The 26,377-nt window shown below is 58.4% G+C and carries 25 protein-coding genes; 12 read left to right on the top strand and 13 right to left on the bottom strand.

Annotation, left to right across the window (positions count from 1 at the left end; translation table 11 throughout):
* Window positions 1-36: 36 nt before the first annotated feature.
* From gldM to lipB, 9 genes are all read right to left on the bottom strand, one after another.
* A complete protein-coding gene (gene gldM / locus HER32_RS12460) occupies window positions 37-1,614 on the bottom strand; it encodes a gliding motility protein GldM (RefSeq protein ID WP_149069779.1) in 1,578 nt (525 codons plus the stop codon).
* 59 nt (window positions 1,615-1,673) lie between these two features.
* Window positions 1,674-2,480, bottom strand: a complete 807-nt coding sequence (gldL, locus tag HER32_RS12455; RefSeq protein ID WP_168682105.1) for a gliding motility protein GldL — start codon at window positions 2,478-2,480, stop codon at window positions 1,674-1,676.
* Between the two features lie 58 nt (window positions 2,481-2,538).
* The gene (locus tag HER32_RS12450) at window positions 2,539-3,558 is read right to left on the bottom strand and encodes an SUMF1/EgtB/PvdO family nonheme iron enzyme (protein WP_149069781.1); all 1,020 of its coding nucleotides are present in this window, start codon (window positions 3,556-3,558) and stop codon (window positions 2,539-2,541) included.
* Between the two features lie 236 nt (window positions 3,559-3,794).
* The gene (locus tag HER32_RS12445; protein ID WP_232066244.1) at window positions 3,795-4,766 is read right to left on the bottom strand and encodes a type IX secretion system membrane protein PorP/SprF; all 972 of its coding nucleotides are present in this window, start codon (window positions 4,764-4,766) and stop codon (window positions 3,795-3,797) included.
* 155 nt (window positions 4,767-4,921) lie between these two features.
* On the bottom strand, window positions 4,922-5,740 hold the full coding sequence (locus HER32_RS12440; protein ID WP_149069783.1) for a uroporphyrinogen-III synthase: 819 nt from the start codon (window positions 5,738-5,740) through the stop codon (window positions 4,922-4,924).
* Window positions 5,741-5,834: 94 nt separating this feature from the next.
* Window positions 5,835-6,995, bottom strand: a complete 1,161-nt coding sequence (locus HER32_RS12435) for a DUF4271 domain-containing protein (protein WP_168682104.1) — start codon at window positions 6,993-6,995, stop codon at window positions 5,835-5,837.
* Between the two features lie 24 nt (window positions 6,996-7,019).
* Window positions 7,020-8,075, bottom strand: coding sequence for an MraY family glycosyltransferase (locus HER32_RS12430; RefSeq protein ID WP_149069785.1), 1,056 nt, complete (start codon window positions 8,073-8,075; stop codon window positions 7,020-7,022).
* Window positions 8,076-8,144: 69 nt separating this feature from the next.
* The gene (locus tag HER32_RS12425) at window positions 8,145-8,561 is read right to left on the bottom strand and encodes a hypothetical protein (RefSeq protein WP_149069786.1); all 417 of its coding nucleotides are present in this window, start codon (window positions 8,559-8,561) and stop codon (window positions 8,145-8,147) included.
* 7 nt (window positions 8,562-8,568) lie between these two features.
* Entirely contained in the window at window positions 8,569-9,369 is an 801-nt protein-coding gene (gene lipB, locus HER32_RS12420) for a lipoyl(octanoyl) transferase LipB (RefSeq protein WP_168682103.1), read from the bottom strand.
* Between the two features lie 195 nt (window positions 9,370-9,564).
* Here lipB and HER32_RS12415 point away from each other — a divergent pair, with 195 nt between their 5' ends.
* The gene (locus tag HER32_RS12415; protein ID WP_149069788.1) at window positions 9,565-9,924 is read left to right on the top strand and encodes a YraN family protein; all 360 of its coding nucleotides are present in this window, start codon (window positions 9,565-9,567) and stop codon (window positions 9,922-9,924) included.
* A gap of 12 nt (window positions 9,925-9,936) precedes the next feature.
* On the opposite strand, the gene HER32_RS12410 is transcribed toward HER32_RS12415, so the two are convergent.
* Both HER32_RS12410 and htpG read right to left on the bottom strand, forming a co-directional pair.
* Window positions 9,937-10,890, bottom strand: coding sequence for a toxin-antitoxin system YwqK family antitoxin (locus HER32_RS12410; protein WP_168682102.1), 954 nt, complete (start codon window positions 10,888-10,890; stop codon window positions 9,937-9,939).
* 179 nt (window positions 10,891-11,069) lie between these two features.
* Window positions 11,070-12,902, bottom strand: coding sequence for a molecular chaperone HtpG (gene htpG / locus HER32_RS12405; protein WP_149069790.1), 1,833 nt, complete (start codon window positions 12,900-12,902; stop codon window positions 11,070-11,072).
* A 231-nt stretch (window positions 12,903-13,133) separates the two neighbouring features.
* On the opposite strand from htpG, the gene HER32_RS12400 reads away from it, so the two are divergent.
* On the top strand, window positions 13,134-13,409 hold the full coding sequence (locus HER32_RS12400; protein ID WP_168682101.1) for a YidH family protein: 276 nt from the start codon (window positions 13,134-13,136) through the stop codon (window positions 13,407-13,409).
* On the opposite strand, the gene HER32_RS12395 is transcribed toward HER32_RS12400, so the two are convergent.
* A complete protein-coding gene (locus tag HER32_RS12395; protein ID WP_168682100.1) occupies window positions 13,364-13,858 on the bottom strand; it encodes a hypothetical protein in 495 nt (164 codons plus the stop codon). The two genes, HER32_RS12400 and HER32_RS12395, sit on opposite strands and share 46 nt — an antisense overlap.
* A 417-nt stretch (window positions 13,859-14,275) precedes the next feature.
* Here HER32_RS12395 and HER32_RS12390 point away from each other — a divergent pair, with 417 nt between their 5' ends.
* The 10 genes from HER32_RS12390 (at window position 14,276) to HER32_RS12345 (ending at window position 25,831) form a co-directional block, all read left to right on the top strand.
* Window positions 14,276-14,620, top strand: a complete 345-nt coding sequence (locus HER32_RS12390; protein ID WP_168682099.1) for a hypothetical protein — start codon at window positions 14,276-14,278, stop codon at window positions 14,618-14,620.
* Window positions 14,621-14,790: 170 nt separating this feature from the next.
* On the top strand, window positions 14,791-17,229 hold the full coding sequence (locus HER32_RS12385; protein ID WP_168682098.1) for a TonB-dependent receptor: 2,439 nt from the start codon (window positions 14,791-14,793) through the stop codon (window positions 17,227-17,229).
* A gap of 66 nt (window positions 17,230-17,295) precedes the next feature.
* Complete coding sequence (locus tag HER32_RS12380) at window positions 17,296-17,862, top strand: hypothetical protein (protein ID WP_168682097.1); 567 nt, start codon at window positions 17,296-17,298, stop codon at window positions 17,860-17,862.
* Window positions 17,863-18,061: 199 nt separating this feature from the next.
* Window positions 18,062-20,503 (top strand): TonB-dependent receptor, encoded by a 2,442-nt coding sequence (locus tag HER32_RS12375; protein WP_168682096.1) that lies wholly within the window; start codon window positions 18,062-18,064, stop codon window positions 20,501-20,503.
* A 110-nt stretch (window positions 20,504-20,613) separates the two neighbouring features.
* Entirely contained in the window at window positions 20,614-21,534 is a 921-nt protein-coding gene (locus HER32_RS12370; protein WP_168682095.1) for a cation diffusion facilitator family transporter, read from the top strand.
* Window positions 21,535-21,714: 180 nt separating this feature from the next.
* Window positions 21,715-22,989 (top strand): MFS transporter, encoded by a 1,275-nt coding sequence (locus tag HER32_RS12365; RefSeq protein WP_149069798.1) that lies wholly within the window; start codon window positions 21,715-21,717, stop codon window positions 22,987-22,989.
* Window positions 22,990-23,095: 106 nt separating this feature from the next.
* Entirely contained in the window at window positions 23,096-23,479 is a 384-nt protein-coding gene (locus HER32_RS12360; RefSeq protein ID WP_168682094.1) for a hypothetical protein, read from the top strand.
* A 105-nt stretch (window positions 23,480-23,584) separates the two neighbouring features.
* Window positions 23,585-24,040, top strand: a complete 456-nt coding sequence (locus tag HER32_RS12355; RefSeq protein WP_168682093.1) for a DUF6526 family protein — start codon at window positions 23,585-23,587, stop codon at window positions 24,038-24,040.
* A 133-nt stretch (window positions 24,041-24,173) separates the two neighbouring features.
* Window positions 24,174-24,476 carry a DUF4286 family protein gene (locus HER32_RS12350; protein WP_149069801.1) on the top strand — a complete coding sequence of 101 codons (303 nt, stop codon included), beginning with the start codon at window positions 24,174-24,176 and terminating at the stop codon, window positions 24,474-24,476.
* Window positions 24,477-24,583: 107 nt separating this feature from the next.
* A complete protein-coding gene (locus tag HER32_RS12345) occupies window positions 24,584-25,831 on the top strand; it encodes a sterol desaturase family protein (RefSeq protein WP_168682092.1) in 1,248 nt (415 codons plus the stop codon).
* Window positions 25,832-25,838: 7 nt separating this feature from the next.
* On the opposite strand, the gene HER32_RS12340 is transcribed toward HER32_RS12345, so the two are convergent.
* Window positions 25,839-26,339: a GNAT family N-acetyltransferase gene (locus HER32_RS12340; protein ID WP_149069803.1), complete on the bottom strand. Its 501-nt coding sequence runs from the start codon at window positions 26,337-26,339 to the stop codon at window positions 25,839-25,841.
* Window positions 26,340-26,377: the final 38 nt, after the last annotated feature.

Raw genomic sequence — 26,377 nt, 5'->3', positions numbered from 1 at the left:
AAAAGTCGGGCGTTAGTTCAATTTACTGAGTAACGCTTACAGCAGCGGAATATTGAAGTTCTTCGACACATTTACCGACTCGGTATTACCCTGGAAGTTCATGCGCTGCACTTCTTTTACTTCGATGTACAGACGGTCACCTTCGCGGGCAGTGTTTACTACATCGTTCAGGCTGGCATCCGGACCATTGATGGTGCGCGTAGGAATGGCGGGGCGCTTGCCACGCACCAGCGTTACTTCGTAACGGGTTACGCGGTAACGGGCGTCCTCGGGCAGGAACGTAGCGAAACCAGCGTCAGCTACGGCCTTGAGGCTCATGTTACGCACGGCTGTTACCGGCGTCCCTTGCTTCTCGTTTGCCTCGCGACCACCTACAATGCACTTAATCTCGGGCTTAGGAATAGGGCGTACCTGAAAGGTTTGCGAGCCAATGGGGTTACCACCGCTGCTCACGCTCAGAGTTACCTCGCGGGAGTTAGGCACCAACGTTACCTCACCCTTGGCAGAACCTTTAATAGTAGACGCCCCCGAAGCAGAGAAGCTTGGATCATACTGAGCTCCCAGAGCAGGAACCTGTACGCTCAGCTTGTTGCCGCACTTGAAGTACAGCGCCTGCACCGAAGCCGACTGAATCTGCATGACAGGCTTGGTAACGGTGTATGGTACCGTTACGGTGAAGGTCGTGTCGCGGCCGTTTTGGTTGAAGCGAATAGTTCCTTTCCAGGAAGCCTTGGCGTTGCCCGCAGCATCGAAAGCACCGGGGCGAGCCGTGAACTCAACTTTGCCTTTGCCGTCAGGGCCAACCGAAAGGGGTGAGCCATTCAGCGTCATAGAGGGGCGCAGCGACGAAGCCGAAGCCGTCAGGAACAGTTCTGCTTTGTACTTAGTACCGGCAGCTACCGTGTTTGACTCGGCGCTGGCGAAAGCACCTACTTTATCGAAGACGATTGTAGAAGCCCCAACTTTCTGAGAAAGCTGATTCAGGGCGTCAGCCTCATACTTCAATACTTCGGTTTCTTTCTGCGAAAGCACAGCCAACGCCGCAACTACGGGCGTATTCTCGAAGTTGAGTTCCGCAAAGTTTTTGTTCTTCTGGTCCTTTTCGGTTACCGCCTTATCGTCTTTCGCATCGAGGGCCAGCGGCGTCGCGTTAGGAACAATCTGCTTGATGTATTCAGCGTATTTGTTCAACTCATCCTTTAAGGGGTAAGCAGCACCATCTTTTTTACCGCCGAGCATGGTCATGGCGACTTTATCTTCGCCGCTCATGTTCATTTCAGCCTTGCCTTTTTCCTGAGTAGCAGCCAACAGCTTCTCCCGGATATCCCGCAGGTAAGCCACCATTTTGGTGGTCCGCTCCCGCACTTCCTGGCCTTGCTTCAGAATAGCAAGGTCACGCGCCTGGTTGCGGTTTTTGGTTACGGCCGCCTCAATGCCTTTCACGGCACCTTGGTTAGCCTGGGTCGTTTTATCGTTTACTCCGATCAGGCTGTCATCCAAAAACTTGAATTTGAGCAGAATCGCGGAGTTTACTTGTAGCGCCAGAAGAGCAGTCAGTACCAAGTACATCATGCCAATCATCTTCTGCCGCGGTGTCTCTTTAGCACCCGCCATCGTTTCTTCCTGTTCTTATCTGTGAAACTGACACTTAACCTCCTAGCTAGCCTTCCGGCTTAGCTGGTAGCCCGCATGGCGTTCAGCATGTTGCCGTACACGCGGTTGAGCGAAGTGAGGTTGGTCGTCAGGCTGGTTACTTCCTGCTTGAACTGCTCGGTTTCTTTGCCGGCTTCGGTCAGGTTTTCCATGGCCTGGCTCAGCGTGCCGTAGAACTTGTTCATGGACTTCAGGTGCGTGTTGGCGTCCTGCAGTTCCATTTCATACACTGCGTTCAGTGCACCCAGGTTCTTGGTTACGTTCTGCACCTGCAGGTGGTACTCTTTGGCATCCGAAGTAGCATTCGACATAGCCGTAATGGCTTCTACCGTGTTCGAATACGCATCATTGATACGCTCCAGCGACTGAGCAGCGGTGCGCACTTTTGCCGTGTATTCGTCCGTTACGTTGGTAGCCTCACCCAGCGACGAGAGCTGCTGCGTGGTGGTGCTCAGGCGGTTCAGGCCAGCACCCAGCGAGGAAATGGCTTCGGGGGTTACGTTGGCATCCTTCAGCATATCATCGAGCTTGCGCGTCAGGCCCTTGCTGTTGTTTTCAGCGGCAAAGCTGGCGTTGCCGGTTGAAGGGTCGTAGCCTTCGCTCAGCTCAGGGTACACCAGTGACCAGTCGGGGTCTTTGTGGTTGGGCTGGAAGGCACTTAGGGCGAAGATTACCGCCTCAGTGCCCAGACCCACGATGAGCATGATATCTGCTCCATCCCAGTGCTGGATTTTGAACAATGCGCCTACGATTACTACTGCTGCACCCAGACCGTAGATCTTCGGCATTAATACGTCATACAGGAAACTGCCGCCTTTTTGTGCCATTGTACTTGTGTGTTGGTAGAATTGGGGTTGTTGAAAACACTAAGAGTGAAAAGCGGACTTAGTTCAAAGAGCTGTTGGTGCCCATACCAATCTGAATCATAGCCGTCCGGAATCCAATGTAAGAACGGGCCGAGTCTTGGTATTCGAAGTTCCGCGTACCGGTTTCGAGAAAGTACGCAATATCTTTCCAAGAACCACCACGCACTACTTTGCGGGGCTCGTTGTCATCCGGGTTGGTAGGGTTCAAATCCCAAACTACCGGTACAGAAGCTTCCATGTAGGCATCATCGCACCATTCGGAAACGTTGCCCGACATATCATAGAGGCCGAAATCGTTGGGGAAATACGAGCCGACTGCGGAGGTGTAAGCGGCACCATCGGAAGCATAGTCGCCACGGCCAGGCTTGAAGTTAGCCAGCATGCAGCCATTCTGGTTCCGCAGGTACGGGCCACCCCAGGGGTACGTAGCCAGGTCACGACCACCGCGCGCGGCGTATTCCCACTCGGCTTCGGAAGGAAGACGGAAGTTAGGCGTAGGCGCCAGCCCCAGTTCTTCGTTGGAAGCATTCTTGTTTTTCGTGCGCCAGTTGCAGAAGTACTTGGCCGCAAACCAGTCTACGCCCACTACCGGATAATCATCGAAAGCCGGGTGCGTGTAGTAGTACTCCATCAGGGGGTCGCCCATGTGGTAGGTAAAGTCGCGCACCCACACCGTAGAATCGGGGTAGAGTTCGGTCATTACGTATTCTTCGCCCAGCACGTCAATGGAGTCCTGCCGAATGGCATCCATGAACTGGCGGTATTCATTGTTGGTAATTTCCGTCTCATCCATGTAAAAACCGGCAATAGTTACCTGCTTGTTCATGTTTACCATAGAAGCGGAAATGTCCTGATCGGTCTGCCCCATGTGGAACGTACCACCGGGGCAAGGCACCATACCAAAAGGCACTTCCTGCGGATTAAACTCCGGGCGGTCTTCGGCGCCAATCAGGTCACCCTGCGGGCCTTTGCCAAAACCACAACCTCCCAACAAGAGGGCCGAAGCAGCGACGAGAGGAAATAAGAAAAGCTTGTTCATAGTCCGGAAGCGAAAGACTTGTGAGGCGCGATACCCAAAGATTACAATTTTTGCAGCAGGCAAATTTAATGCGTTGAACGCATGTACGCAAGTATTTCGTTCAACTTCGCTTAGCTACCCGTGAATGGCGCTTTATGCGGGTTAAAACGAAGGGGGTCAGCATCATTTAAAAGCAGAAAGCAAAAGATAGTCAAATGACGTTCTAGGACCAAAAAAGCCCTTTTGAAAGCAGCTTATCAGAAACTGTAGCGGGGTGTACGGATGGCGGGCCGAACAGTGGCTGCTGGCCGCGGCAGGCGGTAGGACAGCATAATTTCATGTGAGCTAAACGCACGCGCTTCTTGATTAAATGCAATAAAATCAAAAGCGTACCCCACCCTCAGCGCATTGTCCTTTGTAAAGCTTGCGCCCAACATTCCCTGAAACGACTCCTGAAACCGGTAGCCAAGTCCTGCCCAGTATTTATCATCCAACGTGGCCCGGCCTCCCAACTCAAACGACGTACTTTTCTGCGAGAATTTCCCCGAATCCCCAACCTTGCCCGGCAACACCATCTTCACCAGCGCAGTGGGTGTGACCACAACGGAAGGCGTGAGCTCAATATTATAGCCCAGGGTGAGATAGGCGTGATTTTCCCCTGTTACGGAAGAGGAATCATTCCCGTTTACATTCTGAAATCGGTATTGCGCCCGCAGCAGGTTATTCACGCTCAACCCTGCGTAGAGCTTCTCTGACTCATACCAAACCCCAGTGCCCACGTCGAACTTGCGGTCGGCACTTTCACTGGGAATGGCCGGGTCGTTGGGCTCGGCAGGGCGGTAAGTCCCCTTGCCCAGGTGCGTATACAATCCCTGCACCCCAATACCCAGCGTACCCTCTCCTACCTTCAGGTGATACGCATACGAAAGAGTAGCCGTGGTGATTTTGGTTTCAGCAATTCGGTCGCGGTACAAAACCCCACCCACACCACCGTGCAGAAACTTCACCGGGACCGTAGCCGAGAGCAGATAAGTCTGGGGAGACCCGCCCTGGTCTTCGGGCAGGGTAGCCTGGTAGCCCAAGTACTGGTAGCGGCCAATCGTGGAAATTTCGCCGTAGCCTTTCACACCGGCATAGCCGGGATTCAGGTACATTCCATTGAAACCGTAGTGCGTAAACTGCGGCTGTTGCTGGGCTACAGCAGAGCCGGCTGCTAAGCCTAGCAGCATACTAACCAGTACCGGAACCCTCATAATTGTGTTTTAATAGAAGCGGGTTAAATGCAGAGTGGGACAAGGCAGCTCTTCCAAATGTAACGAAAAAGGTCATTACACTAATTAGGAGCTGTTGACCCACTCTTCAACGGATAATACCGATAGTTAGTCTATTTAGTTGACTTTGCCTTTGCACTGGCTTGTGCCCCTCCGTGCAGGAGGATATACTGCTCGATGGCGCCGGTCATGGATGGAGCATTGGGGTGCGGAGCCTGGATATCCAACTCCAGGCCGGCATCCAGTACCGCTTTGGCGGTAGTAGGGCCAAATGCGGCAATGCGCGTACCGTTCTGAGTGAAATCGGGGAAGTTGATAAAGAGCGAGCTGATACCTGAAGGGCTGAAGAACGCAATGCAGTCGTACTTCACATCCGACAGATCGGACAGGTCGCTGGCTACCGTGCGGTAAATAACGGCCTCCGTGAATTTGAAGTTATTGGCGCGCATAAACTCCGGAATATCGTCCTTCCGGATATCGGAGCACGGGTACAGAAACTTCTCTCCCTTATGCTTTTTAATAACCTCAAACAGATCAACAGCCGTGCGCTGGCCGACAAACAGCTTACGCTTACGTAACACAATGTACTTCTGCAGGTAGTTGGCCGTTTGTTCCGAAATACAGAAGTACTTCATCTCCGCTGGCATTTCAATCTTCGCTTCCTGGCAGATACGGAAGAAATGGTCGACGGCGTTGCGGCTGGTGAAGATGACGGCCGTATGTTCGAGAATGTTCACCTTTTCCTTCCGGAAGTCCTTATAGGAAACCGGATCAACCTGAATGAATTCCCGAAAATCTACTTTAATGCCGTATTTCTCCGCAATGGCAAAATACGGTGATACATCTCCTGTCGGCTTGGGCTGGGTGACCAGTATGCTCGCAATGCGCTTTGCGTGACGGCCAGTTCCCGGTTGCTCTTTGCTATCGGCCATGGTAAGAAAAAAAGGTAAGACTAGGCAATAAAGGAGAGGAAAAAGGAAGAGGAAGGAGAGGTCAGCGCTTCGCTAAAACCGTGCAAAAAGCCCTTTAATAGGCAAAAACAATAAGCTTTAAGAGGATAATGAGCGGTATCACTTCCGTGGCGCAAAGGTACGAAAACAAATGCAGATTCAGTAGGGACGATTTGCGGTGTAGCGTCAGGGCAATACGCCCCACCGTGGCCAGTAACAAAAAGGCAATCACGCCATTGGATATCCACAACACTGTAACCGGCGCGGCCACGTTCAGCGTCAGGTAAAGCACCACTACGAAAGGCAGGACCAACCCGATTAGCAGGATGGTACGAACGAATTCCCGGTACTGCACCGTCACTACGGGAATGACATCAAAGATGTACCCCATGATATATAAATAGGGGTATTTGAGCAGGACGAAGCCAAAAACCAGCCCGGTGTACAAAAGGATGCGTACGACGATGGCCGACTCGGGCACGTTGAAAATTTGCCGCAAAATCAGGGCGTCCTGCAGGCTGGTGTGGACCGCCACCAGAATCAGGGCAAACGACAGTGAGAAAACCAGAATAAGCGCCAAGTTGAGCCAGGTGGCCGTAGGCTTGATGAGAAAGTCCTGATCAGCAGAACTGCTCAGAAAGCTTTTCAACTCATATATCCGGCTGAAGCCCGGGCGATAAGTAACCCGCACCCCACCATAGAGCAGCCCCAGCAGCAGCAGAAAGCAGACATAGGCATTGTGGTGCCCGGGAACCCGCTCCTGCGGCAGCAACGGAGCAACTGCCTCAGTGGCTTTGGTAACATGCAGCGGGGCTGCATCGACGAAGGAAGTGTAGGCGGGCGGAATTTCCGGGTGCCAGATGCACAGCAGATGCCTAGTAGGCGCACTGGTCAGGGGCAGGAGCTTGGCAAGATCCAAGCGGTAGGAACCAGCCGCCGGCGCAGTATACACCAGCTTGTTATCCAGAAACAGGCTCAGGTGCTGATGCGCGGTGAAGGAAATGACCGTCGGTTTATCGGCCTGAAGCGTGACCCACTGGTAATAGGCCCGGCGGGGCTGATGGTACCCGGAAAGATAGAGCGTAAGCCGGTTTTGCGCCCGATTATAGATCAACCAGTCACTGGATAAGCCGGCGTGGGGCGGAGGTGGCAAGGGACGGTATTCGGCGGCATAGCCGGGGCGAATAGCCAGCCAGACTACCCCAACCAACGCTACGAGCAAGCTCTGCCACCGCATCTGTCGCACTGTATGCCTGTGAGGCTAGGACGCTACCCGCTGCCGGCTGCTGCGGCTGTGGTATACGCCCAGAAACACGCTCAAACCCAGCGAAAAAACCACCAGGCCGCCAATAAGCCAGGTATTGCCTAAGTAGGCAAAGTTGATGACAAACAGGATAACAATGAGATTGAGCAAGGCCAGTAGCATCACCGTGCTGATTTGTTGAAAGCCCATGGCCAGAATGCGGTGGTGAATGTGGTTTTTATCGGGCGAGAAGGGCGAGCGGCCCGCCATCATGCGCACGATAAAGACGCGGATGGTATCGAACAACGGCACAAACAGCACCCCCACCGCTACCGACGGCGCGGAAGTGGGAAATGGCTGCTGCATCTCAATAAACTGAATGGTCAGGAAGGACACGATGAAACCGCACACCAACGACCCGGTGTCGCCCATGAAAATGGTGGCCCGGTGAAAGTTGTACCGCAGAAACCCGAGCATCCCGCCAATCACGCAGATAGAAACAAAGGCGTAGTTGCTGTAGTTGGGGCCGCCGTAGCGGTAGAAGTAGTACCCAAATGTGCTGACGATGATCAGGACAATGCTGCCGGCCAGTCCGTCGAGGCCATCAATCAGGTTGATGGCGTTGGTGATGCCCACAATCACGAAAAAAGTGAAGGCGTAGCTAATGCCGATGGGCAGCTCGTAAATGCCCAGAATGCCCTGAAATGAAGTCAGGCGGATATCCGCCATGATCATGACCACGCCAGTGGCGAGCAGCTGGCCGACAAACTTTTTGGACACGGAAATGCTCACTAGGTCATCCTTCAGCCCTACGAAGAACAGGATAATGCACCCGGCCAGAAGCTGCTGCACGCCGTTGCCGAGGTTGGCAAAGATGGTAAGGGCCGACATGAACCCGGCAAATACCGCCACCCCGCCCAAGCGCGGCGTCAGCGACTCATGCACGGTCCGCACGTTGGGCGTGTCGAGCATGTTTTTGAGGTGGGCAATGTAGATGATGGATGGCACCGCAAAGAGTGACACCAAAAATGCCCACAAAAAAGAGAGGCCCAGGGAAATACCGATTGGATTCATAGATCAGCGCTCAAAGTACAGCATTTACGCCAATGACAGCAGCAGGGTAGGCACTGGCAGCTGCTTTACTTAGTGGTGTAGAATGCCTTGCTGGTTGAGCAACGCAATGTGAACAAGGTTTTCAGGAACAAGGGAGTCAGGCACGAAAATGTATTTCTTGTCGAAAATCTGCGTGCCCCGGTAGTAGCTTACCCAGTACTGGTTGTTGAGGGCAAACAGCGCGGGGTCCAGAGGCTCAATGGGTACGGCGCTCTGGGCGGGCACTTCCAACATCACGTGCCGCAGCGTGGAAGTGCGCACCGCCTCCCCGTTGGGTAGCACGCCATAGCCATTAGAATTCACAATGACGTTATGCAGGGCGTAGTCGTTATAGTTGAGCAGGTACACCTGCCAGCCGGCTTCTCCGGATTCAGTCAGGATACTCTCGTCGGGCACTACGGCTACGGCTACTCCCTCTACCGGATCAAACTGAATGTCTTCTTTCATACGATGTTCAGGCTACGTATTCCGCCCCCAGTAGCGTGGCTAAGTGCGGCAGCAGCCGGTTTTCTACCTCCGGCAGGGAAACTTCCCGGCCGAGCTCCTGCTGCATGGAGGTTACGGCCTTGTCGGTAATACCGCAGGGCACGATGTAGCCGAAGTAGGACAGGTCGGTGTTCACGTTGAGGGCGAAGCCATGCATGGTTACCCAACGGCTGCACTTCACGCCCAGCGCACAGATTTTACGCGGGTTGGCGGCCCCTTCTTCAAAATCAAGCCAGACGCCGGTAAGCCCGGCTATGCGGCCCGCCCGCAACCCATATTCCGCCAGCAGGAGAATGACGGCTTCTTCCAGCACCCGCAGGTAGCGGTGGATATCCGTGAAGAAGTTTTCGAGGTCGAGGATGGGGTAGCCTACCAGCTGGCCGGGGCCGTGGTAGGTAATATCGCCCCCACGGTTGATGCGGTGAAACGTGGCCCCGTGCGCCTGCAGCCCCTGCTCATCGAGCAACAGATGCTCGGGCTTGCCGCTTTTCCCCAAGGTGTACACGGGTGGATGCTGACAGAGCAACAGATGATTAGGGGTGGGCGCCAGGAGCTGGCCGGCCTCAGCAACCAGCCGGTTCTGGGTTTTGATGGCCAAAGTGGCCGCCAACAAGGTCTCCTGGTAGTCCCACGCCGTTTGGTAAGGCACCAAGCCCATTTGTTCTAGGCGCACCACCCGGTTTTGGCCGGCTTGCCCGGCGGCAGCCTGGAGCGAAGCATCCGAGGCGGCAGCAGGGCCCGATACGCAGGTGGTAAGCTGAGAATCCATGCGAAGGAAAGGTAAGGCCTGCTGTCGGTCAGGTAGCGCAAGGACGCTGCTTTCGGCAACCGAAACAACGGTTACTCAGGCAGTTTAACCAGGCACCTGATTGTTGGACGCAGGCTAAATTCTCCGCAAAGGTACTAGATTTAGCTCCAACCTTCCCTTTGCTCCTGTGTATTCTCTGCCTGTGGCCCTTTACCAATGAGTTGTGCGGCTCACCAGCTTGGGGCTGCGGGCGAGCAAGCCGCGGCCGATTTTCTGCAGCAGCGCGGTTACGTGGTGCTGCACCGGGGCTACCGCTACCGGCGGGCGGAAGTAGATCTGATAGTGCAGTATGAAGCGGATCTGCTGGTGTTTGTGGAAGTCAAGGCCCGCTCCGGCACGCAGTACGGCTACCCCGAAACGTTTGTCACCGCGCGTAAGCAGCAGCTCTTCCGGCTGGCCGCGGAGCAGCTTCAGGAAGAGCTTGGCTGGACCGGCGACATCCGCTTTGATATTCTGGCGCTAACGCAGACTGGGCAGGGCTTTCAGATCGAGCATTTCGAAGATGCCTTTGCCTAGCGGGCGGCTTGGCTAGTTGCGGGCCCCGGGACGGGAATTGTCGGGCTTGTCGCGGTTATCCAGCTTGTCCTTCTCGAAAACAAGCACGGCATTGCGGTTATATTCCTTCACGAGCTCCGGAGTCGTTACTTCCGGGTCGTAACCCGATTCGCCGTATTGGTACACGTAGTGGCGGCGGTTGCGGAATCCCCAGTACTTGGTCCACTCCCCTACTTTCTTGCCATTTTCAAACTGCCCTTCCCAGTCCCGCTGCCCGTTTTCGAGGTAGCGCACGTAGTCGCCTTCGAGCTTGCCGTTCAGGTAAGGAATAACTTCCTTAATCAGCTTTTGCTCCCCGTCGTAATAGGTAATGACCGCATCCCGGGGGAAGCCCATTTCATAGTGCACCTTGTTCAGGAGCACGTTGTCCTTGTTGTAACGCTCCCAGCGCAGGTGCCGGGTTCCCAGGGCGTAGTAACCCGTTTCAACGACTTTACCGCCCTGCAGCTTCTTGTAGGGGCCGTGCAGCACTTTATCGACGGCCGGATCCAGCTCCGTGGAAGCCTTGAAGATCTTCTTCTTACGCGGATTGAAGTAATAGCGGGCCGGAGCGTAGGCGTTGGGCTGCTGGAAGGTCTTGAGGTAGTAGAAGATTTCGATGACCTGGTTTTTCCCTTTGGGGCCCGATTTGGTATAGCCTTTCTTGATTCTTTCACCCAGGAACAGGCTCTTCTTCTTTTTGGGCTTCCGCTGAGCCGTTTTCTCCTTTTCCTTGGCCTGCTTTTCCTGCTCCTTCGTGAGCGTGGCGCGTTTGGCTACCAGGGAAGGCGCCGCAACGGTGTCGCGGGCGGTGGTAAGCGTATCGGACAGGCGGTTCTGACTGGCGGGTGGCTCGGGCTTACTATTGAACGAGACCAGCTGCGGCGAGCAGGCGCCCAGCCCCAGCAGCAACCCCGACCAGACAGACAGCAAACGAAACAGGCGCATGGGCAGAAAAGGAATAGCAGACGGCAGGAAAACGCAAAGATATCAGGAGATAGTGCCCACGGCCGCGGGAAGTGAAGGTAGGAAGTTGCGCGGTAGCACCAGCCTGCAGGGGATAATCCGCAAAAAAGCCTGCCGCACCTTAGAGGTACAGCAGGCTTTATTACTTCAGGAATTAAGCGTTACTCCGCCGCCAGCAAATCGGCGCTGCGCTTTACAAAAGCTGTCAGGGCCTCGCCTTTTAGCATGCCTTGGGCCAGCAACGCCAGATCAAAGGCTTGCCGGGCCAGCTTGCTGCCGGCTTCGCCTTCGGCCTGCAGCACGCGCTGGGCAATGGGATGGTTGGCATTCACGCTCACGGTGTAGGAGTCGGGCAGGGAGCCGAACATTTGCATACCGCCCCCACCGCCAGCGCGCTGCATGTCCTTCATGCGGCGCATAAACTCGGGCAGCGTGATGATAACCGGCGCATCCTGCGGCGACAGGGCTTCTACCTGCACGTGCATCTGCTCGTTGCTGATGGCCGCTTTGTAGACGTCTTGGAGCTTGGTTTTGTCGTCGTCGCTGAGTACGCTCTCGGTGCTTTCCTCCTTTTCAATCAGCTTGCCGATGGTATCGGCATCCACGCGCTTGAAGGTGGTTTTCTCCAGCTTCTGCTCCAGCTGCCCAATGAAGTGCGAGTCGAGCGGGCCGTTGAGTTCCAACACGTCGTAGCCCCGGTCCTGAGCCGCCTGCACAAAGCCGTGCTGGGCTTCGGCGTCGGTGGTGTAGAGCACTACCGTCTGCTCGCTCTTGTCCTTCTGGTTGGCCTGCACAAACTCCTGGTACTCGGGCAGCGTGAACAGCTTACCGGCTACGTTCTGCACCAGGGCAAAGTCCTTGGCTTTCTCGTAGAATTTGTCGTCGGAGAGCATGCCGTACTTCACGAAAAGCCCAATGTCCGACCACTTCTGCTCGTAGCCCGCGCGGTCTTTGCGGTAAAGCTCGGCCAGCTTGTCGGCTACCTTCTTGGTGATGTAGGTGTTGATTTTGCGCACGGCCGCGTCGGCCTGCAGGAAGGAGCGCGACACGTTCAGCGGAATATCAGGCGAGTCAATCACGCCGTGCAGCAGCATCAGGAACTCGGGCACCACGTCCTTCACCTCATCGGTGATGAACACCTGGCGCGAGTACAGCTGGATTTTGTTGCGCTGGAATTGCAGCTCATCCTTCACCTTGGGGAAATACAGAATACCCGTGAGGTTGAAGGGATAATCGACGTTGAGGTGAATCCAGAACAGCGGCGGCTCCGAGAAAGGATACAGCTCCTGATAGAACTTGGTGTAGTCCTCATCGGTCAGCTCGGAGGGCTGCTTGGTCCAGATGGGGGCCGTCTGGTTGATAACGGTGCCTTCGAACTCAATTTCGATGGGCAGGAACTTGCAGTATTTGTTCAGGATGCCCTTCAGTCGCGCTGCTTCCAGGAACTCATCGGAGTCCTCGGCTACGTGCAGAACCACGTCGGTGCCGCGGTCGGCCTTCGCGGTGGTTTCGAGGCTGAACTCCGTGCTGCCGTCACATACCCAGTGGGCGCCTTCGGTGTCATCCTTATAGCTCTTCGAGAATATTTCTACCTCCTTGGCTACCATGAATGCCGAGTAAAAGCCTAAGCCAAATTGTCCGATGATCTGGTCTTTGGCGGCGGCATCCTTCTCCTTATACTTCTCCACAAACTCGGTAGCTCCGGAGAAGGCAATCTGGTTGATGTACTTCTTGATTTCCTCGGCCGTCATGCCCAGGCCGCGGTCGGAGATGGTGATGGTGCGGGCGTCCTTGTCCACGCTCACCTTCACCTTCAGCTCACCCAGCTCACCCTTGAACTCGCCCAGCTGGCCGAGGCTTTTCAGCTTTTGAGTGGCATCAACGGCGTTGCTAACCAACTCACGCAGGAAAATTTCGTGGTCGGAATACAGGAATTTCTTGATGATGGGAAAGATATTCTCGGTGTGAATCGAGATGCTGCCTTTCTCTTGCATGGCGCTTGGGGAACAACTAGGGTTAAAACACAGAACTCGGTTTTCGGTGCCGGTAGCTGAGTCTTTCAGCCACCGGACGGACAGCGCGCGTCAAAACCCATTCCACCCCGGGCTTGGGCTGTCAGATTGACAGGCAAACCAACACGGCGGCGGCATAAACCGAAGGCCGAAACCGCCCGTAGATACAGGCTGATAAGGCAAAAAGACACGTATACACCCCACCTGTTCCTTATGGCTGCTTCCCACAACCGCCTTCGCGAACTACGCGACCTACTGGCCCTGGAGCGCACTTTAATGGCCAACGAACGTACACTGCTCGCTTACGTTCGCACGGGTATGGCCTTGGTTATTGCCGGCTTCTCCCTCATTCAGTTTTTCCGCCAGAATCTCTTCGTCTGGGTAGGGGTGGCTCTGGTGCCAATTGGGCTAGGCGTAGTGCTGGTGGGCTGGGTGCGCTACCGTCATAAGGGCAATGCCTTGGCCAGCAGCTCGTCCACGTCTTTGTAAACTACGGTTGGGTTTAGCCATTCTGCCATAAGCCGCCCAGTGGCTTCTTCGTGGCCGTCTACCACCCAGTCAAAGGCGGCATCCAGATCGGAGAAAAGCTGTACGTCGAAGCGGATAAACCGCCGGCCAGCGCGCAGAATGCTTTCAATCACCATCAGGTTATAGTCCCGCTCGCCCACTATTACGGCCACGCAATCGATAGTCGGCAGGCAAACCCGGGGAAGCCAGCTGTGCAGAATCCAGAACTGGTCTTCTATGGAAATAGGTGGCAGAGAACGGGTATCAAGCAGGCACTGGCGGATCTGAAGTTGCGGAGCCAGCTGCGCAATAACTTCCAGCGCCGGCCGCAACGCTTTGCCCGAGGTCAGGTCGCCACACCAGGCATAATGCAGCAGCTGCGCTTCTGCATCGTAATGCAGCCGAATGCACTCCTGAATATAACAGATCATAGTTGGCGAGAACAGGGCTTATCTACAATAATAAGCACAATTCCGCCATAAAACCACACAGTTACAAAACTTACTCCACTACCCTCACCCTGTTTTAGCAGTCAGCTAATATGGTTTAGCACATACTGAAGGCACCTTGTTGTGGCCGCATCGCCCAGATGCGCTACAACTATACAAACCACGATTCGGTGGTATGCGGCTGACCGGTTTTGGGAAACGGACGTAGTTTAGCCGCCAAGCGGCGCAACAGATGGATAGTGAGCTTTTGCATGGTATGAGCAATCAGGTTTTGTCTGCGGCAAAGCTCGGATGGCAAGATGACCTGAAGATGATCAGGCTATTATGTTTACCGCTCATTCGGGGCATTCCGCGTTTTCCTTCTACATTTGCCTTCGTTCGTATCCTGTGGTAATGCCCATGCGTAAGCTTCGTTCCCGGCTGGCTTTGTTGCTGCTCCTGTGCTTTGTGCGGGTGCTGCTGCCGGACACGTGGGTGCTGGCCCTGCACCAGCACACGCACACCACCGACGAGCTGGCCCACGCCGTGACTTGGCCCAAGGGCAAGGCATTGTTCTCCGCCAAGCACCAGCACTGTAATGCGGACCAATTCTTCAAGTCGGCATTTGAGCCCGCACCCGGCGTACAGCTGGAAGCTCCGGTAGCTGGCATTTTTGCCGCGCCGGCTGCCGAGGAGGTTGTTTCGCTTTGGGCCGCTACACTCTTTGCTACTTACCAGCTGCGGGGCCCCCCTACCCGGGCTTAAGCACTCAGTAACCTTTTCCACCAGCAGCCCCGCAGGTAGGGGCATCGGGCTATCCGATGCCGTAGAGCACTTGTCGCTGCGCTGCTGCTACTGGCCAGAGCCTGCCCGCTCCTGGCCTATCAGGGAAAACGGTTGGTTTAAGTAGCCCGGGCAGATTCCTTTCTCTTCGTATGTTTTTTCGTACTCCGGGCCGTGTCCGGGGGCGGAGGGCTGGCTCCGTGCTGGCGGTAGCGTTGCTGTGCGTGCTACCCCGGCTGCTGTGGGCCCAGGCTCCCGCTCCGGCGGATTGCGCCCTGCTGCTGAGCGGCCGCGTGCAGGACCACGAGTCGCGCCTGGCACTGGCGGGCGCCACGGTAGTTGTGCTGGAAACCCAGCAAGCAACTCAAACCGAGCCCGACGGCCACTACCACTTGGAAAGTCTTTGCCCCGGCACCTACCACGTGCAGGTAAGCTTCATTGGCTTTGCGTCGGAAGTGAGTGAGGTGCGCCTGACGGTGGCCACGTACCGCGACTTCCGCCTCCACCCCGATGCCGTGGTGCTGAAAGGGGCTGTGATAAGCGGGCAGCGCGTAGCGGCTCCTACCACCCAGGCCACGGCTACGCTGTCGGAAGCTGACTTGCAGCAGACCCGCGGCCAGACCCTGGGCGAGGCCCTGCAGAAAGTGAATGGCGTGACGGCCCTGCAGACCGGCCCCGGCATTTTCAAGCCCATGATTCACGGGCTGCACTCCAACCGCGTAACCATTCTCAACAATGGGGTGCGGCAGGAAGGCCAGCAGTGGGGCCAGGAGCACGGCCCGGAAATCGACCCGTTCCTGGCTTCTCAACTCACTGTCGTGAAGGGCGCAGCCAGTGTGCGCTACGGCTCCGATGCCGTGGGCGGCGTGGTGCTGGTGCAGCCCCGCGCCCTGCGCGACTCGGCCGGGGTGGGTGGCGAGCTGAACCTGGTGGGCATGAGCAACAACGGCTTGGGCGCGGCCTCTGGTACGGTGGAGGGCAACCTGCGCCGCCTGCCAGCCTTGAGTTGGCGAACCCAGGGCACGGTGCGCAAAGCCGGCACCATGCGTGCTCCGGGCTACTACCTGAAAAACTCTGGCTTCGAGGAGGGCAACTTCTCGGGCGCGGTAGGCTGGCACAAACCGACGTACGGAGCTGAGGTTTTTTATAGCCAGTTCAACACCCGCATCGGGATTCTGCCGGCGGCGCACGTGGGCAATCAGCAGGATTTTCTGCTGGCCGTGGCGCGTGACCGGCCGCTGGAAACCACCGGCTTCAGCTACGACATCGAGCGGGCTTACCAGCAGGTACAGCACGACGTACTCAAGTTTTCGGGCTTTGTGAAAACGGGCAATGCGGGCCGCCTCAGCACGACCGTGGCCCAGCAGGTAGACGCCCGCGACGAGTACGACAAGTACCGCCCTCGTAACGACAACCGCGCCGCCCTCGACCGGCCCGCGCTGAGCTATACCAACCGCACCAGCACCGCCGAGCTGCTGTGGGAGCACCGGGCCTGGCGCGGCTTCACGGGCAGCGTGGGGCTGGCGGGCACCTACCAGTTCAACCGCTACGCCGATGGCAGCCGGCAGTTTATTCCGTTCTACACCAACTACGTGGGCGGCCTGTTCTGGCTGGAGCAATGGCGACAGGGAAGCTGGCTGCTGGAAGGTGGCCTGCGCCTCGACCAGCGCGACTTGCAGGTGAAACGCGCCACCCGTGCGGGCGGAGTGTTTGGGGTTGAAGAAAGCCGATTCCAATACACCACGCCGGCTGCCTCGCTGGGGGCTGTGTATGATGCCTCCACCCACCTGACGCTACGACTGGCCTCGGGCCTGACCCAGCGCGCACCCGCCCCGAACGAGCGGTTCAGCGACGGAGTGCACAACGCGCAGTACGAGCTGGGCTATGACCTAGTACCCGGCAACGGTCCCGCCCGGCCCGAAACTGCTCTCAACCTGGGTTTCACCGCCACCCTGCACGATAACCCGCGCCTGAACGGGGAGCTGACCGTGTACCAGACGCGCATTCGGGGTTTCCTGTACCAGTCCCCCATTCTGCCGCCGGTGGTAAACATCCGGGGCGTGCTGGCCAGCTGGCAGTTTCAGCAAACCGATGCCACCCTGCGCGGGCTGGATGTGAGTGGCTCCTACCAGCTGACGGCGCGCTGGCTCCTGGCCGGCAAGGCCGCTATGGTGCGCGGGCGCGACACCCGCCAGGATGAGTGGCTCATCTTTATGCCCGCCGACCGCGCCGAGCTGAGTGTCCGCTACGCGCTACCCAACCGCGTGGGCCGCCGACTTTCCGCGGGCTACGTGCAGGTACTGGGAACCGGCGTAACCCGCCAGACCCGTGTGCCGCGCAACTACGCCGAGCGCGACTACCGCCTGCCCCCGAACGGTTACGGCCTCCTGGGACTGGAAGCCGGCACCACCCTGCACTGGGGCCGCCTGCCGCTGGAGTTGAGCGTGGCCGGCGCCAACCTGCTCAACCAGCGCTACCGCGACTACCTGAACCGCTACCGCTACTTCGCCGACGAAATGGGCCGCAACGTGACCCTGCGCCTGCGGGTACCCCTCGAATTCAGCCGGGCAAAGTCAGCCCCTACGCCCTAGGGCTTGGTACTACTGCCTTCTTCCCTTTTTACTCTTTTCTCATTCACTTCATCACCTTCTGAAACCATGAAAAATCTGCTTTTCCGTTCCGCTTTCCTGGCCGTGCTAGCGGCTTCGCCCATGCTCACCAGCTGCTCCGACGATAACAACGACACGCCTACACCCGACGAGGAAAACGAACAAATTACTACCCTGCGCTACGAGCTGACGCCCGTGGGCGGCGGCACTACGCTCACGGCCCAGTACCGCGACGTAGACGGTGACGGGGGCGCGGCTCCGGTAATTACCGGCCTCACGCTGGCTCCCAACACTACGTACACCGGCAAGCTGGTACTGCTCGACGAAACCAAGAATCCGGCCGAGGATATTTCGGCCGAAGTGAAGGAAGAAGCTGATGAGCACCTGTTCCTGTTCGAGGCCACCGGCACCAACGTGACCGTTACGCGTACCGACAAGGACAAGAACAACCTGGAAGTGGGCCTGGAAACGACGGTGCAAACCGGCGCAGCCAATGCGGCCGGCACGACCGGCAACCTTAAAATCACGCTGCGCCACCAGCCCGGCACCAAAGACGGCACGGCTACGCCCGGCGACACCGATGTAGCCGTAGACTTCCCCACGGCCGTACGCTAAGTCAGGGCCTCCCAAACAAACCGGGCAGCACAGGTGGCACAGAGCTGCTGGTGCTGCCCGGTTTGTTTACTGGACTTCCCTCGGACGCAGGTACCCGTTCTGATCAGAAAATCCGGCCAGCTGGTTTCATTAGTTTTGGCTAAGTGCAGCCTTGCGGCCCCGTCTGCCGTTCATGACCAGCGTATAGTTTTTTGCGAGTATGTTCCGATTTCTTCCCACGGCCGGCGTATGGCTGCTTTCTTTTAGCGCACTTGCCCAAGCCCCCGCGCCGCCGCCTGCCCGGCCCGCGCGCGTGGCGGCGCCCCCGGTGACGGGCCGTATTACTGATGCCGCCACCGGCGAGGCGCTGCCCGGGGCCACCATTGTGTTTCCGGATTTGCGCCAGGCCACGGCGGCCGGGCCTGACGGCACGTTCCGGTTCAGCAGTTTGCCCCGCGGGCGGTTTCTCATGCAGGTTCGCTTTATCGGCTACACGCCCGTGGTACGCACCGTGGATACCGGCGCCGGCCTTGCCCTCGACGTAGCCCTCACGGCGGCCGATACAGAAATTGGGCAGGTCATTGTTACGGGGGTATCGGCTAGCACGGAAATGCGCCGCTCCCCCATTCCCACCAGCGTGGTGGACCAGACACGGCTGCGCCAAACGGCCGCTACCAACGCCGTTGATGCCCTGGCCCACCTGCCGGGCCTAAACCAGATTACTACCGGAGCAGCCATCAGCAAGCCGGTTATCCGGGGGCTGGGGGCCAACCGCGTTATCACTCTGAACAACGGGGCCAAGCAGGAGGGCCAGCAGTGGGGCGATGAGCACGGCATCGAAATCGACGAGTTCAGCATCGACCGGGCCGAAGTCATCAAAGGTCCGGGCTCTTTGCTTTACGGCTCCGACGGGCTGGCCGGGGTTATCAACTTCCTGCCGGCCGAGCCCGTGGAGGAAGGCCGGGTGCTCGGCGCCGTAGCCGCCACCTACCAAACCAACAACTACCAGCAGGGCTACTCAGTCTGGAACGCGGGCAACCTGAATGGCCTGAACTGGCAGGTGCGCGGCTCGGGCAAAGTAGCCGCCGACTACCGTAACCGCTACGACGACCGGGTGTACAACTCGGGCTTTCGGGAGCTGGACGGCAGCGGCTACGTGGGTCTAAACAAAAGCTGGGGCTACTCCCACCTCACGTTTAATTCTTTCAACCAGATTCTGGGCCTGATTGAGGGCGAACGGGAGGCAGCCACCGGCCGGTTTCTGCGCATCAATGGCCTGGGCGAGCCGGAAGTGGTGATGGACCGCGGCTTTTCGGGCTACGACCTGGATGTACCGCGTCAGCAGATCAACCACCTGCGCCTGGGCACCGATAACAACTTTATTCTGGGCCAGCACCGCGTGACGCTGAACGTGGGCTGGCAGCAGAACCTGCGCCGGGAGTTCGGCAACCCGCTGGACTACTACGAGAAGTCGTTGTTTTTCCAGCTGCGCACCGTGGATTATGCCCTGCGCTGGTTTCTGCCCGAGAAAAACGGCTGGAACACCACGGTGGGCCTGAGCGGCATGCAGCAGCAAAACCAGAACAAAGGCGTGGAGTTCCTGATTCCGGCGTACCGGCTGCTGGATGGGGGCCTGTTTGGCGTCACCAAAAAGAGCTTCGGGAAGCTCGACCTTAGCGGTGGCCTGCGCGTGGACGCGCGGCGCATCACGGCCGATGCCCTGTTTTTGAACGCCGACGAGCAGCCGGTGCCGGCTGGCCTGGGTGAGCAGAAGTTTGGGGGCTTCCAGAGCACCTTTCGCAACGTGAGCGGCAGCGTGGGCGGGGCGTACAGCCTCAGCGAAAAATGGCTGCTGAAGGCCAACCTAGCCCGGGGCTTCCGCGCGCCTAACATTGCCGAGCTGGGCTCCAATGGCATTCACGAAGGCACTACCCGCTACGAAATCGGGGAGCCGGATCTTAAGGCCGAAACCAGCTTCCAGGCCGACGGCGGGGTGAGCTTCACCTCCGACCACATTAGCTTCCAGGCCGACGTTTTTCGCAACCGCATCAGCAACTACATCTTCCCCCGCCGCCTGGCCGCCGTCGATGGCACCGATTCGCTGTCGGCCGAGGGCGACCGGGTGTTCCGTTACGGGCAGGGCGATGCGCGCCTGGCCGGGGGCGAAGTCAGCCTCGACCTGCACCCCCACCCCCTGGACTGGCTGCACTTCGAAAACTCGTTTTCGATGGTGCGGGCCCTGCAGTTTGACCAGCCCAGCGGGCAGCGCTACCTGCCCTTTACCCCCGCCGACCGATTTCAGTCGGAGCTGCGGGTGAACTTCCGCAAAGCCGGCCGCTCCCGGTTGCACAACCTGTACGCGCGGGCCACCCTGGAGCACAACTTCGCCCAGAACCGCATTTTCTCGGCCTTCGACACTGAAACTCCCACTTCTGGCTATACCTTGTTTAATGCGGGTATAGGAACAGATGTGGTGTCGGCCAAGGACCGCACGCTGTTTTCCTTGTACCTGGCGGCCAACAACCTCTTTGATGTCGCGTATCAAAATCACCTCAGTCGGCTGAAGTACACGGCCGTAAACGAGGCCACCGGCCGGCCAGGCGTGTTTAACATGGGCCGTACCCTGAGCGTGAAGCTTTTGGTGCCGTTGTCGTTCAAGTAAATTCCTCGCATTGTTATGCAGTGGCAGGCGCGGTGTCCGCAGTGCGCTGACCGCAGAACGACACCGCGAGACACTACTCCTTTCACTGCGCAATACTGCGAGCAACCCGTATGGCCCACGACCACGCCGGACACGACCACCACCACGGCCCGCCTGCCGACGGCAATTTCTCGCGGGCCTTTGCCTGGGGTATCACGCTCAACCTGCTGTTTGTGGCGGGCGAAGCAGCGGGCGGCTTGTGGGCCAATTCCTCGGCCCTGCTCTCCGATGCCGGCCACAACCTGAGCGACGTGCTAAGCTTGGCCCTGGCCTGGGGCGCCACGCTGCTGGCCCGACGCCGGGCGGCCGAGCGGTTCACCTACGGCTACAAGGGCGCCACTATTCAAGCCGCGCTACTCAACGCGGCGCTTTTGTACCTGGCCCTGGGCTTTATTCTTTGGGATACCATCGACCACCTGCGCCACCCGGCCCCGGTAAATGGGCCGGTCGTCATGGCCCTGGCCGGGCTGGGCGTGCTCATCAACGGCTTCACCGCCTGGCTTTTCCAGAGCGGGCAGAAGGCCGACGTAAACGTGCGCGGCGCCTACCTGCACATGCTCACCGACATGCTGGTATCGGTGGGCGTAGTGGTGGGTGGAGCGCTGGTGTACTTCACCGGCTGGCTCTGGCTCGACCCGGCCATCAGCTTCGTAATTCTGGCCGTGGTGGGCTACAGTTCCTGGGGGTTGCTGCGCGAGACTATGCAGCTGGGCTTACAGGCGGCTCCCGTCGGAATTGAGGTAGGGGCGGTGCGGCGCTTTTTACTGGCCCGTCCTGGCGTTACAGCCCTGCACGACTTGCACATCTGGCCCTTGAGCACCCAGGACACGGCCCTCACGGTGCACCTGGTGCGCCCCGGCGGCCAAAACAGCAACCAATTTCTACGGGAGCTGCAGCACGATTTGCTCCACGAGTTCAACATTCACCACTGCACCGTGCAGCTGGAAGATGACTACCCCTTGATGGGCGCCCACGGCTGCTGCGACGCGTAGGGAAGGCGGGGGCTGCCTGACCGCCTAAGCTGCTACGTAGGACGCTGGCAAAACCACCGCGCCTTCTGCGGGCTAAAATACGCCGGAACAATTCTGCTGGCCCCTGGCTCCCCTCCGGATAACAGAAGCCAGGATGCCGGTAAATCTTCGTAATCTGCGGGTCGCAACGTTCCCTCCCGCATGAAATCCGTTACGCCTGCCTCTCCTTCCCAAACTACCGGTCTGCTCAGCACCATTGTGGTGGTAGCTGCCCTAGGCTATTTCGTCGACATCTACGACCTGATTCTGTTCAGCATTGTGCGCGTCGCCAGCCTCAACGAGCTGGGAATTACAGCCGCCGACCAAGTGACCAGCCAGGGCCTTTACCTCATCAACATGCAAATGGGCGGCATGCTGCTGGGGGGCATTCTGTGGGGCGTGCTCGGCGACAAAAAGGGCCGGCTCTCGGTACTCTTCGGTTCCATCCTGATTTACTCCCTGGCCAACATTGCCAACGGCTTCGTGCAAACCATCGACCAGTACGCCTGGCTGCGGCTGATTGCCGGCATTGGGCTAGCCGGAGAGCTGGGCGCGGGCATTACCCTGGTTTCGGAAACCCTGCCTAAGGAAAAGCGCGGCTACGGCACCATGATTGTGGCCACCGTGGGCGTATCCGGCGCCATGCTCGCCTACTGGGTGGGTGACAAGTTCGGCTGGCGCAATGCCTACTTTGTGGGGGGCGGGCTGGGCCTCGCCCTGCTGGCTTTGCGCGTGGGCGTGTACGAGTCGGGAATGTATGAGCAGGCCAAAAAGAGTGAGGTGGAGCGCGGTAACTTCTTTGCCCTGTTCACCAATGGCCCACGCTTGGCCCGCTACCTCAAGTGCCTGCTCATCGGGGTGCCGCTGTGGTTTGTGGTGGGCATCCTGATTACCCTTTCTCCCGAGTTCGGCAAAGACCTGGGCCTGACCGGACCCGTCACGGCCGGGTTGGGCGTGTTCTGGTGCTATTTTGGGCTGGTCTTCGGCGACTTTGCCAGCGGTACGCTCAGCCAGCTGCTGCGCAGCCGCAACCGGGCGCTGCAGATATTTCTGGTGTTCTGCGGCCTGATGGTGGGCGTGTACCTGTTTGCCATTCGTGGGGCCTCGCCCACGGTGTTTTACGCCGTGTGCTTTGTGCTGGGCATTGCGGTGGGCTTCTGGGCCCTGTTCGTGACGGTGGCCGCCGAGCAGTTCGGCACCAACCTGCGCGCCACGGTGGCTACCACGGCTCCCAACTTTGCCCGGGGCTCGGTGGTGCTGCTGGTGCCCATCTTTCAGTACACAGCCGCCGCGCTGGGGCAGCCCGGCGCGCCCAACCGTGTGCTGGCCGGGGCCGTAGTGGGTTTGGCTTCCTTGCTCATTGCCTTCTGGGCCGTGAGTACCCTGCCCGAAAGCTTCGGCAAGGACCTTGATTACGTGGAACTGGACGAGGCGTAGCCCGGCGGACGGGCTTTTGTTTGCAGCGGCTAAGTGGGCTGAACCCAACTCTGCTGAGTGGGCGCCGTACCTAAGGGCGAATTCTCCTATGAACTCGACCGTAGCTATGAAATTTTTTGTTGCGCTTTTAGCCGCTGCCTGTTGCAGCGTAGCCACTGCTCACGCCCAAACCACACCTGCGGTAACCGATACCACCCAGCTTACGCTGGAGCAGCAGCAAGCCCGGGCCGCCGCTGCCCAAGGCACCCTGAACACTCAGAAACAAGCCTCGACGGCTTCCCGTACCGCCGTACACGACTCCAAGGCGCAGCTTAACGAACAGAAGCGCGCTATGAAGGAGCAAAAGCAGCAGCTTAAAGAGCAAAAGCTGACGCTACACCGGCAGCAGGAAGCGGCAAAAGCCGACCGCCAGCGCGAAAAAGACGCGCGTGGGCTGTTGAAAGAAGAAAAGAAGCGCACCAAGGAAGCCCGGAAAGCAGCCCGCGCCTAAGCCGGTAAGTCTGCGGGGCGATGGTCGGTACTCAGCCAGGCAAGCTCCCCGCGCACCCAGCATATAGCGGCTCGAAAATTTCAGTGCTTTTCACGACCACAGCTCATGCCCTCTTCTTCGCCCAACAACCGCCCTACCGTGCGCTTCTACGCGCCGCACCATTTTATCCTGTTGCCAGCGGCGCTGGTCATGGCCTTTTATGCCGGACGGCGCTACGCAGCCGTAGCCGGCGCCGACGACAACAACGCCCGCCTGTGGTTTTGCGTGGCGGCCGGAGCCGTTATTGTACTGGGCATACTCATTATGATGCGGCAGCACTACGCCCTCACCCTGCAGGACCGCATCATTCGGCTGGAAATGCGCCAACGCTACTTCGAAATCACCCGGGACAGTTTTCAACCCTTCGAGCAACAACTCACCTTCAAGCAGATAGCCGCCCTGCGTTACGCCTCCGATGCCGAGCTGCCGGGGCTGCTCCAGGCGGCCATCCGCGAGAAACTCTCCCCCGCGGCCATCCAGGAGCGCATCGACCACGTGCTGCTCGACACCATGCGGGTGTGAGCCATACGCCCGTTTAGGCCGGCGACTGGAATTTTTGCCTGAACTTTGTGTTGTCGCACTAAGACCTGCGCCGTAGAACCGTACTCCAGCCTAGCACCCTTGGTCGTATTCATCCGTTTCGCCGACTTTCCCCATGATTCTGTATAACGTCACCACCAGCCTCGACCCGGAAATTGAAGAGCAGTGGGTAGCTTACATGCGCGACACGCATTTGCCGGATGTAATGGCTACCGGCTTTTTCCTGAAAAGCCAGCTCTGCCGCCTGCTCAACGAGGAAGACGGGGGTGTTACCTACGCCGCCCAGTACTACTGCGTGAGTCTGGAGCAGCTGGAGGAATATCAGCAGGTAGCGGCCCCGGCGCTGCGCCAGGAAATTGACAAGCACTTCGCCGGGCGGTTTGCCTCCTTCCGCACCATGCTGGAAGTGGTAGACTAGTCTCACAGTACCCTTGAAGGCACGAAAAGCCGCTTCCCTGGAGGCGGCTTTTTCTGTTTATCTTACCTGCGCTTCGCCCTGCTTGTCCACTTCCCACCCCGCCCCCGATGAACTTGAACCCGATTATCCTTTCCATTCCCATCTACTTTCTGCTGATTGGGGTGGAGCTGCTGGTCGAACGATTTCACCAGACCAAGCACTACCGCTTCCACGATGCCCTCACCAACATCAGCTGCGGCCTCACCCAGCAGGTAACGGGCGTGTTTATGAAGGTGCTGGGCGTGGGCGCCTACGCGCTACTCTACCAGCACCTGGCTATCTGGCACGTGCCCCGCACCTTGCTTACGGGCGCCCTGCTGTTTGTGCTGGCTGATTTGTGCTACTACTGGGCCCACCGCATGAGCCACGAAATCAACTTGTTCTGGGGAGGCCACGTGGTGCACCACCAGAGCGAGGACTACAACCTCTCGGTGGCCTTGCGGCAGGGCTCCTGGCAGGAGCTGTTCACGTTTGCCTTCTACCTGCCCCTGGCCGTCATCGGGTTCGAGCCGGAGTTTTTCGTGTACGTGTCGGCCTTCGTGACGCTGTACCAGTTCTGGATTCATACCGAGTACATTGGCCGGCTGGGTCCGCTGGAATGGGTGCTCAACACGCCCTCCCACCACCGCGTCCACCATGGCCGCAACCCGCAGTACATCGATAAGAACTATGCTGGCGCACTGATTATCTGGGACCGGCTCTTTGGCACCTTTGAGCCCGAACGGGAACGGCCGGTATACGGCGTGACGGTGCCCGTCAGCTCCTGGAACCCGGTGTGGGCAAACCTGGGCCACTATCAGGGGCTGTGGCAGCAGCTCAGCCGCACACCCGGCCTCGGCGACAAGCTACGCACACTGTTTGGGCGGCCCGGCTGGCGGCCCGCCAGCCAGGGCGGCCCCTACGAAATTCCGGCCGTAGACCCGCTCACGTATCAGAAATACCATACCCCGGCCCCGGTGCAGCTGAACTGGTACGTATTTGGGCAGTACGTCGTCACCATTGGTATTGGGGCCTTGTTTCTGTTCACCCAGAAAGATATGAATGCTCCCCTGCGCCTGATTACGGCACTTTGGATAGGCTGGGCGGTAGTAGCCTGCGGCGGCCTGTTTGAGAACCGCCGCTGGGCTACGCAGCTGGAGCCGGTGCGCCTGCTGGCCACGCTGGGCCTGGTACTGGCCTTCACCTACCATACCGCGTGGCTTGGCCTTGCGGCGGGCGTGGGTGGGGCGTGGCTGGTGGCCGCCGAAATCTGGTACGCCCGCGTACGGGCGGCTACCACGGCCACGTATGCCCCGGTCCCGCTGCAAAACGCCTAAACCCAATCTACCCGCGCACGGCTGCTTCCACGTCCGGGTGACAGGCGTAGGCCGCCAACTCTGCGGCCGTGAGGGTGCCATTGTGCCACTCGGGGTCGAGGTTGGCGCCGATTTTTTTGTAGAAGCCGATGGCGGGCTCGTTCCATTCCAGCACCTGCCAGCGCAGGCGGTGGGCCCCGGTGCGGCGGGCTTCGGCCACCACGGCGTCAAACAGCAGTTTGCCCAGGCCGGTGCCGCGGGCGGCTTCCGTTACCACCAGGTCTTCGAGGTACAGCATCCGTCCTTTCCAGGTGGAGTAGGCGGTATAGTACAGCGCAATGCCCAGAATGCCCTGCTCTGGCGACTCGGCCACGAAGAACCCAAAAATTGGCTGAGGTCCGAATCCGTCGCGGCGCATGTCGTCCAGCGTGTTGGTGACTTCCTCGGGGGCGCGCTCGTAGATGGCCAGCTCGACGATAAGCTCATGCACGCGGGGCAAATCGGCTTCGGTGCCGCGACGAATAATCATAATCAACGATGTAGTGAGGGGGCAAAGAAAGTTAATGC

It is taken from the genome of Hymenobacter sp. BT18 (genome assembly GCF_012273015.1).
In the GTDB taxonomy this organism is placed as follows: domain Bacteria; phylum Bacteroidota; class Bacteroidia; order Cytophagales; family Hymenobacteraceae; genus Hymenobacter; species Hymenobacter lutimineralis.
Note: the sequence above shows the minus strand (reverse complement) of the source record. Positions and strands in the feature narration are given on the sequence as shown.